This is a genomic window from Pseudoblastomonas aquimaris (assembly GCF_035481675.1).
Classification (GTDB): Bacteria; Pseudomonadota; Alphaproteobacteria; order Sphingomonadales; family Sphingomonadaceae; genus Alteriqipengyuania_B.
In genome coordinates this window covers 684,544-698,340 of the sequence record NZ_JAYJJW010000001.1, presented here as the reverse complement: position 1 = coordinate 698,340, position 13,797 = coordinate 684,544, and the positions used below count along the sequence as shown (strand labels likewise).

10 protein-coding genes are annotated in these 13,797 nt (G+C 66.1%); 8 read left to right on the top strand and 2 right to left on the bottom strand.

Annotated elements, in window-relative coordinates; all coding sequences use genetic code 11:
- Window positions 1–39: 39 nt before the first annotated feature.
- The 6 genes from VCJ71_RS03345 (at window position 40) to VCJ71_RS03320 (ending at window position 8,533) form a co-directional block, all read left to right on the top strand.
- Window positions 40–1,425: a helix-turn-helix domain-containing protein gene (locus tag VCJ71_RS03345; protein WP_324639090.1), complete on the top strand. Its 1,386-nt coding sequence runs from the start codon at window positions 40–42 to the stop codon at window positions 1,423–1,425.
- A gap of 54 nt (window positions 1,426–1,479) precedes the next feature.
- Window positions 1,480–1,767, top strand: a complete 288-nt coding sequence (locus VCJ71_RS03340; protein WP_324639089.1) for a hypothetical protein — start codon at window positions 1,480–1,482, stop codon at window positions 1,765–1,767.
- Window positions 1,768–1,898: 131 nt separating this feature from the next.
- A complete protein-coding gene (locus tag VCJ71_RS03335) occupies window positions 1,899–3,284 on the top strand; it encodes a TIGR03013 family XrtA/PEP-CTERM system glycosyltransferase (RefSeq protein WP_324639087.1) in 1,386 nt (461 codons plus the stop codon).
- Window positions 3,281–5,377 (top strand): XrtA/PEP-CTERM system histidine kinase PrsK, encoded by a 2,097-nt coding sequence (prsK, locus tag VCJ71_RS03330; protein WP_324639086.1) that lies wholly within the window; start codon window positions 3,281–3,283, stop codon window positions 5,375–5,377. The genes VCJ71_RS03335 and prsK overlap by 4 nt, the downstream gene beginning before the upstream one ends.
- Entirely contained in the window at window positions 5,377–6,741 is a 1,365-nt protein-coding gene (gene prsR / locus VCJ71_RS03325) for a PEP-CTERM-box response regulator transcription factor (protein ID WP_324639085.1), read from the top strand. The genes prsK and prsR overlap by 1 nt, the downstream gene beginning before the upstream one ends.
- Window positions 6,742–6,745: 4 nt before the next feature.
- Window positions 6,746–8,533: a tetratricopeptide repeat protein gene (locus VCJ71_RS03320; RefSeq protein ID WP_324639083.1), complete on the top strand. Its 1,788-nt coding sequence runs from the start codon at window positions 6,746–6,748 to the stop codon at window positions 8,531–8,533.
- Here the strand turns inward: VCJ71_RS03320 and VCJ71_RS03315 are convergent.
- Window positions 8,530–9,600: a DUF475 domain-containing protein gene (locus tag VCJ71_RS03315; protein WP_324639082.1), complete on the bottom strand. Its 1,071-nt coding sequence runs from the start codon at window positions 9,598–9,600 to the stop codon at window positions 8,530–8,532. The genes VCJ71_RS03320 and VCJ71_RS03315 overlap by 4 nt on opposite strands.
- 9 nt (window positions 9,601–9,609) lie before the next feature.
- Complete coding sequence (panB, locus tag VCJ71_RS03310) at window positions 9,610–10,482, bottom strand: 3-methyl-2-oxobutanoate hydroxymethyltransferase (protein ID WP_324639080.1); 873 nt, start codon at window positions 10,480–10,482, stop codon at window positions 9,610–9,612.
- A 106-nt stretch (window positions 10,483–10,588) separates the two neighbouring features.
- On the opposite strand from panB, the gene VCJ71_RS03305 reads away from it, so the two are divergent.
- On the top strand, window positions 10,589–12,028 hold the full coding sequence (locus VCJ71_RS03305; RefSeq protein WP_324639079.1) for a sodium-dependent transporter: 1,440 nt from the start codon (window positions 10,589–10,591) through the stop codon (window positions 12,026–12,028).
- Window positions 12,029–12,124: 96 nt separating this feature from the next.
- Entirely contained in the window at window positions 12,125–13,708 is a 1,584-nt protein-coding gene (locus tag VCJ71_RS03300; RefSeq protein ID WP_324639077.1) for an amino acid permease, read from the top strand.
- Window positions 13,709–13,797 lie beyond the last annotated feature (89 nt).

Here is a 13,797-nt window from a genome sequence, read left to right as displayed (position 1 = left end):
GCAATATCCTTGTAACAGTGTAAGGATATTGACAGACCAATGAGCGAGACCTCCATCCTTGCCGGCGCGGCCCTGCGCCGCTTGCGCAAGCGCGAAGGGCTGACCCAGGCTGCCATGGCCGAGCGGCTCGGCATATCGGCCAGCTACCTCAACCTGATCGAACGCAACCGGCGGCCGCTGACCGCGCGAACGGTCCTCGGCCTCGTCGACGAATTCGATTTCGACCCCCGCACCCTGACGCAGGACGAGGCGGTCGGGGGTATCGACGGCATGCGCCGCCGCCTCGCCGACGCGCGTTTCGCCGATCTTGCCATCGACCGGGAGGACATCGTCGAATGGCTCGCGGCCGCGCCGCAATCGGCAGTGGCATTCGCTCGGCTGTTCGACGCGGCCGGCCAGGCATCCGGCGATGGGGCGCCGACCAGCGAACAGCTCGCGCGGCGCGAGATCGAACGCTGGCGCAACCATTTCGCCGATCTCGACCAGGCGGCAGAGGAGCTTGCCGACGAAGTCCGCCTGTCGAGCCAGGACCTGGGACAGGGCCTTGCCGAGAGATTGCGCCAGCGTCACCAGATGTCGGTTCGCATCCTGCCTAGCGACGTCATGCCCGACCGGTTGCGCCGGCTCGACCTCCACGCCCGACAGCTGCAACTGTCCGAAATGTTGCTGCCCGCGAGCCGGAATTTCCAGCTGGCCCTGCAAATCGGCCTGCTGGAACAGCGCGAGACCATTCGCTCGCTCGCGGCAGGCGGCGACTTTACCGACGAGGCCGCGCGCCGACTATTCGAGCGTCACCTGCAGGCCTACTTCGCCGCTGCGGTGCTGATGCCTTATGACCGTTTCGTGCGCGCGTGCGAGGCGACGGGTTACGACCTGCCCATCCTTGAGCGCCGCTTCAACGTCGGCTTCGAACAGCTCGCCCACCGCTTGACGACGCTGCAGCGCGTCGGACGGCGCGGCCTGCCGTTCTTCATGGCCCGCATCGACCGGGCGGGCCAGTTCTCCAAACGCTATGCCGGGGCGAGCGGGACCCTGTTGCTCGATGCGCCCGCCAGTTGCCCACTATGGACGGTGCACCGGGCTTTCGAACAGGGCCACGCCCTCGTCACCGGCCTCGTCACACTGGAAGGAAGCGGCGCGGGGCAGGGCACCTGGTTCACCATGGCGCGCACTGTCGCAGTATCGGGCGCACGGCCCGACGCTGGGCAGTTCGCGATCGTCCTGGGTCTGGAAGCCTCGCTCGCCAAGAACCTCGCCGCGGCACGCGGTCTGGCGCTGGAGGAAAGTGCGGCCGCACCCATCGGCCTTGGCTGCGTGCAATGCCACCGCACCGATTGCCGGCAGCGATCCCTGCCGCCGCGCGGCGTCGCGCTGCAATTCTCGGAACGGGAACGCGGTCTCACGCCGTTCGATTTCGGCGTCTAGGCGGGAACTGCATTATCCCGATGGGAGTTTTCGCCCTCATCAGGGAGTTACACAATGACTGAAGAACGTATCACCGAGACCCGCGACGATGCGGGCAACACCCACACCACACACACGGTCGTCCATGACGATGCGCAGCGCCGTTCGGGCGGCGGGATGATTTTCCTCATCATCCTCATCGCCATACTCGCAGTGGGCGCCTTCCTCATCTTCAACCAGACCAGCAATTCGGAAATGGCCGCCAACGAGGCCGTAACGGATGCGGCCAACAGTGTTGGCGATGCCGCCAATTCCGCAGGCGAAGCCATCGACAATGCTGCCGACCAGATGGACGGCGAGTAAACGCGGCATTTACCTCCGCATCCGGTGATTTGCGCGCGTCCGGCAAGGGCGTGTAAAATTTACCGACATTAAACGCCTTCGCCCTAAGCCGGGCCCTGCCGCAATCCCGCGGCGTGGGGCCGGCCGGAGCGATGATCCGACTATTCAAGCACTACATTCCGCATGCGGTGCTGCTGCTGTGGCTGCTCGACCTTGCGCTGCTGCTCGCGGCGGGAGAGGCCGCATGGCGGCTGCGCACCATACAGATCGACGTCGATAGCGGGCCCATCGGATCGCGCTTCGGTGTGATGGCGCTCTTCGTCGGATGTGTGAACCTCGCGATGATCGCGGTGGGCGTCTACGGCGCCGACGCGCTGCGGTCGATGCGCTATGCCGGCGCGCGCCTGCTTGTTGCCGTGAGCCTCGGCGTCCTCGCGCTATCGTTCCTCGATTTCGTGATGCCCGGCACCGCGCCGTGGCGCAGCGTGCTGCTGTACGCCATGTTCCTCGCAATCGTGGCGCTCGTCATCAACCGGCTCGTCATGGGCGCATTGCTCGGCAATCATGCGTTCCGGCGGAGGGTCCTGGTGCTCGGTGCGGGAAAGCGGGCGGAACGTCTGCGCGAGCTTGGCCGCAAACCGGAATCGGGCTTCGCCATCGTGGGCTTCCTCAAGATGACTGACGGCGAAAAGATCGTCGACGAGGCGATCCCGCGCGAAGCGATCCATGACCTGATCCAGTTCGTCCAGAACCTGGGCGTCAGCGAGGTGGTGCTCGCACTGGAAGAGCGCCGCAATGCCTTGCCGCTGAAGGACCTGCTGCGGATCAAGACCGCCGGCGTTCATGTGAACGACTTCTCGACCTTCGTGGAGCGGGAGACCGGCCGCGTCGATCTCGACACGGTCAACCCGAGCTGGCTGATCTTCTCCGACGGCTTCAGTTCGGGCCGCGCCCTGTCGAGCGCCGCCAAACGCGTGTTCGACATCGCCGCGTCCAGCCTGCTGCTCCTCCTCACATTCCCGCTGATCGGCCTGTTCGCCTTGCTCGTCAAAATCGACAGCAGGGGCCCCGCCTTCTACCGCCAGTCGCGCGTCGGCCTGTTCGGGCAGCATTTTGATGTCATCAAGCTACGCTCCATGCGCACCGATGCGGAAAAGGACGGCGCGCAATTCGCGCAGGCCGCCGACCCGCGTGTGACCCGGATCGGCAAGTTCATCCGCAAGGTCCGGATCGACGAACTGCCGCAGACGTGGAGCGTGCTCAAGGGCGAGATGAGCTTCGTCGGACCGCGACCGGAACGCCCGAACTTCGTTGCCGAGCTGGAAGAGCAGCTGCCCTATTATGCGGAGCGGCACATGGTGAAACCCGGGATCACCGGGTGGGCGCAGATCAACTATCCCTATGGCGCCAACCTGGAGGACAGCCGGCACAAGCTGGAATACGACCTCTATTACGCCAAGAATTACACCCCTTTCCTAGACCTGTTGATCCTGTTGCAGACCCTGCGTGTCGTCCTGTGGAGCGAGGGCGCGCGATGAGCCTTTCCGCGCTCTTCTGGCCTATCGTGGGCTTCTATGGGCACCTCGTGGCGGCGCTTGCCTGCGCGCTGGTCGCATTCTGGTACGGACGCGGGACGGCGGCACCGGGCAAGGCGCGCAAGGCAGTGTCCTTCGCCCTTGGCATCACCGCCTTCTGGTGTGTCCTCGTGGCGGCGACCGGGCCGTTCTCGGCCATCGCCGCATTGAGCGAGACGGCACGCAACCTTGCATGGCTGTGGGTGATACAAGCCCTTTTCGCGAGCGACGGGCGGGACGAGACCGCCCAATTGGTTCGTCCGGTTCTGGTGGTGCTGTGCGTGGTCGAAACCCTCCAGCCGGTCCTGCTGATCGTCGCCAGCAACTGGAGCGCATACCCTGAGGTGCTGGCGCTGACGCAGCAGGTCTCTTCGCTGTTCCGCCTGCTGGTGGCGGTGGGCGGACTGGTCCTGTTGCACAACCTCTATGCCGGTGCCGCGCCGAGCACGCGAAGCGCCCTGCGCTGGCCGGCCGTGTCGCTTGCCGCGCTTTGGGCATACGACCTCAATTTCTACACCATCGTCCACCTCGTGGCGGAGCCGCCGGTTGAGCTGGCGGCGCTACGCGGCCTGTTCGTGTCGATCGTGGTCATCCCGCTCGCGATCGGCGCGACCAAGGCGGGCAGCGACCGGCCCTTCAAGCCCTCGCGCAAGGTCGCCTTCCAGACGCTGTCGCTGATGGTGATCGGGGCCTATCTCGTCTCGATGGTCGTGATCGCGCGCGGCATCGCCACTTTCGACGGCGATCTCGCGCGGCTGACACAGGTCGGCTTCACGGTCATCGCTGCACTTGTCGCACTGCTCTGGCTGCCGTCCTCACGGATGCGCAAGTGGCTCAAGGTCACGGCGACCAAGCACCTGTTCCAGCATCGCTACGATTACCGCGAGGAATGGCTGCGCTTCACCCGCACCATCGGCCGCGACGACGAGATGGCAAGCCTGGAGGAGCGCGTCGTGCAGGCCATCGCCGACATCACCGACAGCCCGCGCGGCCTGCTGGTCATGCCGGGCGAGGACGCGGCGCTGTCGCTGGCGGCGAGCTGGCGCTGGCCGGGCGTGGCCGTGCCGGCCGAGGCGTTCGGCACCGCCGCCGCGCGCTTTTACGAAGACAGCGGATTCATCGTCGAGCTCGACGAAGTGCGCGAAGGCCGCAGCCGCCACGGCGAGGACGCGCACGTCCCGGCCTGGCTCGACGAACTGGCCCCCGCCTGGGCAATCGTGCCCTTGATCCACTATGGCCGACTGATCGGCCTCGTCGTGCTGGCGCGGCCTGACGGGGAGCGCAATCTCGACTGGGAAGACCTCGACCTGCTGCGCGTGGTCGGCCAGCAGTCCGCCAGCTATCTCGCCGAACAGAGCGGGCAGAAGGCGCTGCTGGAAGCGAGCCGGTTCGACGAGTTCAACCGCCGCATCGCTTTCGTGATGCACGACATCAAGAACCTTGCCAGCCAGCTCGGCCTGCTCGCTCGGAATGCGGAAAAGCACGCCGACAACCCGGATTTCCGCGCCGACATGTTGGTCACCCTGCGGAACAGCGCGGACAAGCTGAACGGCCTCCTCGCAAGGCTCGGGCGCTACGGACAGGGCGGCGAGGCACCGCTCGCGCCGGTTTCGCTGGGCCGGGTGGCTGGCGATATCGCGCGGCGGTTCCAGTCGCAGCATCCGGTCACCTTCATCGCCGGCGAGGAGGTTCAGGTGCTGGCCCAGGCCGAAGCGCTCGACCAGGCACTCACGCACCTGGTTCAGAACGCTATCGACGCCTCGGAACCTGAAGCGCCGGTCTATCTCAAGGTTTCGCAGTCGGGCTTGCAGGGCGAGCTCGAAATCGTCGACCAGGGCAGCGGGATGACGGCGGACTTCATCCGCCGCGATCTGTTCCAACCCTTCCGCTCGTCCAAGAACGACGGCTTCGGCATCGGCGCCTTTGAGGCGCGCGAACTGGTCCGCGCGATGGGCGGGCAGCTGACCGTCGAATCCCAACCCGATCTCGGCACGCGTTTCTTCGTGCGCCTGCCGCTTGCCGCAACCGGCTCGCTATCCAAGAAGGAGGTGGCCTGATGGCCGAGGACAAACCGCGCCTGCTGATCGTCGAGGATGACGAGGGGCTGCAGGCCCAGCTGAAATGGGCTTACGAGGATTTCGATGTCACGATCGCCGGCGACCGGGCGAGCGCCCTTGCGGCGCTGCGGGCGGAAGAGCCTGCGGTCGTCACGCTCGACCTGGGCCTGCCGCCCGATCCCGACGGCACGACGGAGGGTTTCGCGATCCTCGACGCAATCCTGTCGCTCAAACCCGACACGAAGGTGATCGTCGCCAGTGGCCACGGCGCGCGGGAAAGCGCACTCCATGCGATCCAGCGCGGGGCGTATGACTTCTACCAGAAGCCGGTCGATATCGAAGCGCTCGGCCTCATCGTGCGGCGCGCTTTCAACCTCCACCAGCTTGAGAGCGAAAACGCGCGTCTCGCCAGCAAGTCCGACGAGGGCGAAACGGTGCTCGGCGGGCTGATTACCGCTGCGCCGGAAATGGTGAAGGTTGCCCGCACCATCGAGCGCGTGGCCAACACTTCGGTATCGGTCATGCTGCTGGGCGCGAGCGGGACCGGCAAGGAACTGCTGGCGCGCGGGGTTCACGATTCGAGCGACCGCAAGGGCGGCGCATTCGTCGCCATCAATTGCGCGGCTATTCCGGAAAACCTGCTCGAGGCCGAGCTCTTCGGGCACGAGAAGGGCGCGTTCACCGGCGCGGTCAAGACGACCGAGGGCAAGATCGAGCTGGCCGATGGTGGCACGTTGTTCCTCGACGAGGTGGGCGACATTCCGCTGCCGCTACAGGTGAAACTATTGCGGTTCCTGCAGGAACGCACGATCGAGCGGATCGGCGGGCGCAAGTCGATCTCCGTCGATACGCGCATCGTATGCGCGACGCACCAGAACCTGGAGGAAATGATCGCCGACGGGCGTTTCCGCGAAGACCTGTTCTACCGCCTTGCCGAGATCGTGGTGAAAATCCCGACGCTCGCCGAGCGACCGGGCGATGCGACGCTGCTCGCCAAGGCTTTCCTCAAGCGTTTTGCGGCCGAGATGAACCCGCAGGTGAAAGGCCTCGCCAGCGATGCGCTCGCCGCCATCGACGCGTGGCCGTGGCCGGGGAATGTCCGCGAGCTGGAGAACCGCATGAAGCGCGCGGTCATCATGGCGGACGGCAAGCTCATCCATGCCGAGGACCTCGATCTCGAGGCCGGGGACGAGCAAGATGCGCTGCCGCTGAATATCAAGGCCGCGCGCGAGGAGGCCGACCGGAAGGTCATCCGCCATGCGCTCGCCCGCAGCGAAGGCAATATCTCGAATACGGCGCGCCTGCTCGGCATCAGCCGCCCGACGCTTTACGACCTGCTGAAGCAGTACGACCTGCAAAGCTGAGGCGGTGGGGTCGCGGGCGCTCCTTTTCGCGGCACTCCTGTGCGTCGCCCCTACCGGCCTTGCCGCGCAGGGCGGCGAAGCCTTGCGGCAGGCCGAGGCTGCGCTGGTGCGCGGCGATGCGGTTTCGGCGAAGATCGCTCTCGACCAAGCCGCGTCGGCGGGCGCGTCCGCCGCCGATCTCGCCGCCCTTCGCGGCGAGGCGGCGCTGATGACGGGCGACATGGACGAGGCGCGAAAGTTCCTGTCGCCCGCCAGGCTTTCCGGCACTTACCGCGTCAGGGGCCTGCGTGTCCTTGCCCGGCTCGAGCAGGCGGAAGGGAATATCCCTGCCGCAGCAAACGCTCTTGAACTGGCGCTCAAGGCGGGCGGCGACAAGGCCGACATCTGGACCGACGTTGCGCGGCTGCGCTACGCCGCGGGCAACCATGCGGGCGCGTTCGAGGCGATCGACTATGCTGCCGGGCTGGACGATGCTGGCGCGGGCACGCTGCTCTACAAGGCGCAGCTGGTCCGCGATGCGCAGGGCCTGCGATCCTCCCTCCCATGGTTCGAACGCGCGGTCGAGCTTGCGCCGGATGACGCGACCGCTCTCGGAGAATACGCGGCGACGCTGGCAGACATGGGACGCGCGACCGATGCCGTGACGGTCACCCGGCAAATCCTCGCGCGTGACCGGCGCAATGCGCAGGCGTTCTTCATCCAGGCGGTGATTGCGGCGCGCGCGCAGAAGCACGGGCTTGCCCGGCGGCTGCTGTCCCGTGCGGGTGATGCGCTGGAGAACCGGCCGGCGACCTTGCTGGTCGGCGGGTTGCTCGAAAACCGGGGCGGCGCGTCACGCCTTGCGACGGAGCGCCTGTTCGACCTGTTCGAAATCGCGCCCGACGTAGCCGCGGCGGAATTGGCCGATGCGCTGCTGGTCGATGGCGACGGGGTGGAACTGGCCGCGCGCTTCGAAGGCGGCGTTGCGGTGCGCCAGGCGAGCCCGGCCCTGGCATGGCGCCTCGTGCGCAGCGCGGAACAGCAAGGCGACGTGGCAGGCGCAGCCACCGCTTTCGACACGGCGGCGCAGTGGAGCTGGGGCGGGGCGGTCCGGCGGGGAAGCGGCGCGGCAATCGGCAGGCTTGCCGCCGCCAGTGCATCAAGCCCGGGCCAGATCGACACGTCCGCGAGCTACATCCGCGCGCTGGTGGCGGGAAGGCAACCTGCGCGCGCACTGGAGGTCGCACGTGACCTCGGTCGCCGCCATCCGAGCAATTTCGATGCCCGGCTTGCGTTGGGTGACGCGGCCCTGGCGAGCGGAAACGCGGCAGAGGCCGTGGAGGCCTACACCGCTGCCGCCGCAATCCGGCGCGGGCCGCAACTGGTCCGCAAGCTTGCGTTGGCGAATCTCGATAACGGTAACGCCATGGCCGCGAAAGCGGTGCTGGCCGACTACATCCGCGAATACCCGCTCGATCGCGATGTCCCGACTTTTCTCGGCACGCTTATGGTGCGGGAAGGCGATGCAGGCGGCGCGGCGGCCCTGCTCAAGGCCACTTGGCCCGAAGCGAGGCGCGACCCGCTGGGCCTCTCCCGCCTCGCTTGGGCGCAGCTTTACGCAGGGGACGGGGAGGCTGCCTTGCGCAACGCGCAAACGGCCTACCGGATGCAGCGCAGCAGCTTGCCTGCCGCGATGGTGCTGGCGGCTGCGCTGGAGCAGTCGGGGGGTAGCGCCGACACGGTCCGCGCCTTGCGCGCCAAGGCCGGCGACCTATCGGTCGACGAGGCCCTGCGCCCGCTGTTCGCGCTTTAGGCTTCTGCCGTGCCCTTCGCGGCGCGCGCATCCTTGCGGTTGTGCCGGATCGACCACCACAGCGACAGGCCGATGAGCACCGCCCCGATCAGGCCGGTAATCGTCTCCTCGATATGGATGACCGGGCTGACGAGCATGATCGCGCCGAGCACGATAATCGCCCAGAACGCGCCGTGCTCTAGGAAGCGATACTGCGCCAGCGTGCCTTGCTTCACGAGGTGGATGGTCATCGAGCGCACGAACATCGCGCCGACCGACAGGCCGAGCGCGATTACGATCATGTTGTTCGAAAGGGCGAACGCGCCGATCACGCCGTCGAAACTGAAGCTTGCATCCAGCACTTCGAGATAAAGGAACCCGCCCGCGCCCGAGCGCACGATTTCGCCCGCCGCTTTCTTGCGCGCTTCCGACTGTTCGATAACCGCGCCCAGCGCATGGACACCGATAAACGTCGCGAGGCCCAGCATCGATGCGGTGAGGAAGGTGAGCGCCTCCGCATCCGGCAGGAAGGTCGAAATCGCATAGACCAGGATCAGGACGAGGCCGATCTCGGCCGCCGGAATGCTCGAGATCTTGGCGATCCGTCGCTCGATGGACCGGATCCAGTGCACGTCCTTTTCGCCATCGAAGAAGAAGGTGAGGCCGACCATGGCGAGGAAGGCACCGCCAAATCCGGCGATGCCGATGTGCGCGCCCTGGACGATCCGCTCGTATTCCACAGGATCGTTCAGCGACAGCTGCACTGCCTCCAGCGGGCCCAGATTTGCGGCAATCGCGACGATGGCGATGGGAAAAACGATCCGCATGCCGAACACGGCGATCAGGATGCCCCACGTCAGGAAGCGGCGCTGCCAGACCGGATCCATGTCGCGCAGCACGGTGGCGTTGACCACGGCGTTGTCGAAGCTGAGCGAGACCTCCAGGATCGACAGGACGATGACGATCCACAGGATCGACAACATGCCGCCCAGCGTGCCGGTGCTCGACCAGCCATACCACGCGGCCAGCACGAAACAGATCGCCGTGAAGGCGAGCGAGAAGGTGTAGAACTTCAGAAGCGTCTTCATGGATGTCGCTCAGGCCTTGGGCTGGTAGGTCTGCTCTTCGCCGGGGAAGCTGCGGGCGCGGACTTCCTCGGCATATTTGGCGGCGGTCTGCTCGATGGTTTCCGCGATATTGCCGTATTTCTTCACGAACCGCGGCACGCGTTCGAACATGCCGAGCATGTCTTCGGTGACCAGCACCTGCCCGTCGCACTGCGCGCTCGCGCCGATGCCGATGGTGGGGCAGGCGACGGATTGCGTGACCTCGATCGCGATCGGCTCAACCACGCCTTCGACCACGATGGCGAATGCACCCGCTTCGTCGAGCGCCTTGGCGTCGGTGACGATCTTTTCGGCTTCCGCGTCGCTGCGCCCGCGCGCCATGTAGCCGCCGAGCATGTTGACCGCCTGCGGGGTCAGGCCGACGTGGCCCATTACCGGGATGCCGCGCCGGGTGAGGAAGGCGACCGTTTCCGCCATCGCCTCGCCGCCTTCCAGCTTCACCGCGGCCGCGCCGCTCTCCTTCAGCAGACGGGCGGCGCTTTCGAAGGCCTGCTGCGGGCTTGCCTCGTAAGCGCCGAACGGCATGTCGACCACCACGACGGAATGATACGACCCGCGCACCACGGCCGCCGCATGGTTGGCCATCATCTCGAGCGTGACCGGCACAGTGGAGGGCAGGCCGTAGATGACCTGCCCCAGGCTATCGCCCACCAGCAACAGGTCGCAATGCGCGTCCAGCAACTGCGCCTGCCGCGCGGTATAGGCGGTCAGCATCACGATCGGTTCTTCGGTCGTCCCGCCCACCTTGCGCTGCCGGATGCGCGGCACGGTCAGGCGCTTCATCGGCGCCGGAGTAGGGTTGGCGCGCGATGTCGAAGTATCGATCTGGAAGGTCGTGGACATGGCCGTCTTCTAGCGAGGTGGCGGGATAGCGCAAACCGCGCCCTTCCAATGCGGCGGAAAAATTGCAAAGAGGCGCGCAACAAATTTTCGGGACGAGGGATTTTCAATGGTTGCGATTTCAAACGGGCAGGGCGGCGAACAGGGCTGGTCCTCGCGCTCCGCCTTCATCCTCGCGGCAATCGGCGCCGCGGTGGGCCTTGGCAACCTGTGGCGCTTCCCGACGCTGGCGGGGGAGAGCGGGGGCGGTGCCTTTGTCATCTTCTACATCGGCTGCGTCTTCCTGCTTGGCCTGCCGCTGCTGCTGGCTGAGATTTTCATCGGGCGCGCGGGCCAGACCGATGCGGTCGGCTCGATCCGCCGCGTCGCTGAACAGTCGCGCGTCTCGAAGCGCTGGTCGCTGTTCGGCGGGCTGGGCGCGCTGGCCGCTTTCCTGATCGTCTCGTTCTATTCGGTCGTGGCGGGCTGGGTGCTCTATTACGCCGGCGTGTTCGCCGCCGACTTCGGTAGCGCCGTCCTTGCGGGCGATCCGTTCCGCGGTGCGCTGGCGGGCGAATCGCAGGAACAGATTGCCGGCCGCATGGGCAATCTCTTCGCCGATCCCATGCTGCTGCTATCGATGCACTTCCTGTTCATGGGCGCGACCCTGTTCATCGTCGCGCGCGGCGTATCGGGCGGCATCGAGAAAGCGGCGACCTGGCTGATGCCGGGCTTCTTCGTCCTGCTGATCGGCATCACGATTTACGGCGCCATCGTCGGCGACGTGGGCGAGGCGGCCGCTTTCCTCTTCACGCCGGACTGGAGCAAGCTGACGCCGGAAGTGATGAACTCCGCACTCGGACAGGCCTTGTTCTCGCTTTCCCTCGGCGTGGCCGGGATCATCACCTACGGCTCCTACATTCGTGAGGGCACCAAGCTAGGCTCGACCGCCGCAGCGATTGCCTTTGCAGATACCGGCGTCGCGCTGATCGCGGGCCTGATGATCTTCCCGATCGTGTTCGCTGTGGGCCTCGACCCGGCTGCCGGGCCGACGCTGGTGTTCCAGACCCTGCCGTTCGCGTTTGAATCCATGCCGGCGGGCTCGCTCATCGGGTTGCTCTTCTTCGTGCTGATCCTAGTGGCTGCCGTAACCAGCTCGATCTCGCTGCTGGAAGTGCCGACGGCGTGGGGCGTGGGCGAACTTGGCTGGTCGCGTACGACATCGGCCCTGGTGTTCGGCGCGGGCGCCTTTGCCATCGGCGTGCTCTGCCTGCTCGGTTACAACGTCCTTTCCGATGTTCGCCCGCTCGGTTTCTGGTCGATCTTCGCGGAAACCGACATTCTCGACACGGTGGACGGTTTCACGGGCAAGATCATGTTGCCGCTGGGCGCGTTGTTCACCTCGCTGTTCATCGGATGGCGGGCCGATCGGCGCCTTCTGGAGACGACGACCGGCCTTTCGCGCGGGATGTTCACCCTGTGGCGCTTCCTGCTCGCCTGGCTGTGCCCGATCGCGGTGACGATCATCCTCGTGACCGGCCTGTTCCCGAGCCTGCTCGGCGCGGAGTGATTTCGCTTTTCGAATCCTTTCGTCGGGCGTAATTCGCGCATTGCGGCAATCGGCCCGCGGGCAGTCCGCGGGCGGGCCGTGGAGGCCTGACGGTCCATGATTTTCGACAGGATTAAACCGCTTGACGCCATTCTGGCGACGGCGGAGAAGAAATCGCTCCACAGGTCGCTGGGAGCGTTCCAGCTGATGCTGTTCGGCATCGGCTGCATTATCGGCACAGGCATTTTCGTGCTGACTGCCGCAGGCGCGCAGAAGGCCGGTCCCGGCCTGATGCTTGCCTTCGTCATCGCGGGGGCGGTCTGCATCGTCGCCGCGCTCTGCTATGCGGAGATCGCCTCAATGATCCCCGTGGCGGGATCGGCCTATACTTACACCTACGCCACGATGGGCGAATTCCTCGCCTGGACCGTGGGCTGGGCGTTGGTGCTGGAATACGCCATCGCCGCATCCGCCGTGTCCGTGGGCTGGTCCGGCTATTTCACCGGCACGATTTTGAACGACACGTTCGGCATAGCCCTGCCACCGTGGCTTACCGCCGGGCCATTGGCGCTGGGCGGGGCCCCGGGCGGCTTGATCAACCTGCCGGCGCTGATCATCGCCCTGCTGGTCACATGGCTGCTGATGATCGGGACGAGCGAAAGCGCGAAGGTCAACGCCGTGCTGGTGCTGGTCAAGGTGACGGCGTTGACGCTGTTCATCGGCCTCACGCTGACCAGCGGCGAGTTCGACAGCGCGCGCTTCAACCCGTTCCTGCCTGCCGGCGTGTTCGGCGGATGGGGCACCGGGGTTGGTGCCGTGGGCGCGGCGGCGACCATCTTCTTCGCCTATGTCGGCTTCGATGCCGTCAGCACCGCAGCAGAGGAGACCAAGAACCCGCAGCGCAACGTGCCGATCGGCCTGATCGGGTCACTGCTGTTCTGCACCGTGTTCTATATTCTCGTCGCGGCAGGGGCTATCGGCACCATCGGTGGCCAGCCCATCATGGGGCCGGGCGGCGTGCCGTTCCCGGCAGGTTCGGAAGAGCTCGCGCGGCAATGCGCCATGCCGCAATATGCCGACGCGCTGGTCTGTTCCAACGAGGCGCTGGCCCATGTCCTGCGCGAAATCGGCTTCGGCGCGATCGGCAACATGCTCGGCTACGCGGCGATCCTGGCGCTGCCTTCGGTCATCCTGGTGCTGCTGTTCGCGCAGACCCGCATTTTCTTCGTGATGAGCCGCGACGGGCTGCTTCCCGATGGTCTGTCCAAGGTCCACCCGAAGTGGAAGACGCCCTATGTCGTCACGGCGATCACGGGCATCCTGGTGGCCATCGGTGCGGCGTTCTTCCCGGTCGGCCAGCTGGCGGACATCGCCAATGCGGGCACGCTTTATGCGTTTCTGATGGTGGCGGTGGCGGTGATGGTGCTGCGCCGAACGGACGGCGGGCGGCCGCGCAGCTTCCGCGTTCCGGGTGTCTGGATCGTGGCTCCGCTGACCGTGGCGGGCTGCCTGTTCCTGTTCCTGAACCTGCCGGCTGCGGCGATGCTGATGCTGCCGATCTGGTCGGTGATCGGAATCGTGATCTACTTCGCCTACAGCCGCAGCCGCAGCCATCTGGGCAAGGGCGTGGTCGAAGTGGTCGATGCCATCGGCGGCAGCGAGCACGATTTCCCGATCGACACGCCGTCCAGGCCGGATTGAGGGCAAGAGAAAGGGGCCGTCTCCATGCCGGAGGCGGCCCCTTGTCATTCCATACGCTGTTCAAGGCACGGGAATGATTTCGTAACGGG

Excerpts from the sequence above, each read along its gene's own strand:
- VCJ71_RS03345 (WP_324639090.1), top strand. The coding sequence starts at position 40 with ATGAGCGAGACCTCCATCCTTGCCGGCGCGGCCCTGCGCCGCTTGCGC.
- VCJ71_RS03340 (WP_324639089.1), top strand. The coding sequence starts at position 1,480 with ATGACTGAAGAACGTATCACCGAGACCCGCGACGATGCGGGCAACACC.
- VCJ71_RS03335 (WP_324639087.1), top strand. The coding sequence starts at position 1,899 with ATGATCCGACTATTCAAGCACTACATTCCGCATGCGGTGCTGCTGCTG.
- prsK (WP_324639086.1), top strand. The coding sequence starts at position 3,281 with ATGAGCCTTTCCGCGCTCTTCTGGCCTATCGTGGGCTTCTATGGGCAC.
- prsR (WP_324639085.1), top strand. The coding sequence starts at position 5,377 with ATGGCCGAGGACAAACCGCGCCTGCTGATCGTCGAGGATGACGAGGGG.
- VCJ71_RS03315 (WP_324639082.1), bottom strand. The coding sequence starts at position 9,600 with ATGAAGACGCTTCTGAAGTTCTACACCTTCTCGCTCGCCTTCACGGCG.
- panB (WP_324639080.1), bottom strand. The coding sequence starts at position 10,482 with ATGTCCACGACCTTCCAGATCGATACTTCGACATCGCGCGCCAACCCT.
- VCJ71_RS03305 (WP_324639079.1), top strand. The coding sequence starts at position 10,589 with ATGGTTGCGATTTCAAACGGGCAGGGCGGCGAACAGGGCTGGTCCTCG.
- VCJ71_RS03300 (WP_324639077.1), top strand. The coding sequence starts at position 12,125 with ATGATTTTCGACAGGATTAAACCGCTTGACGCCATTCTGGCGACGGCG.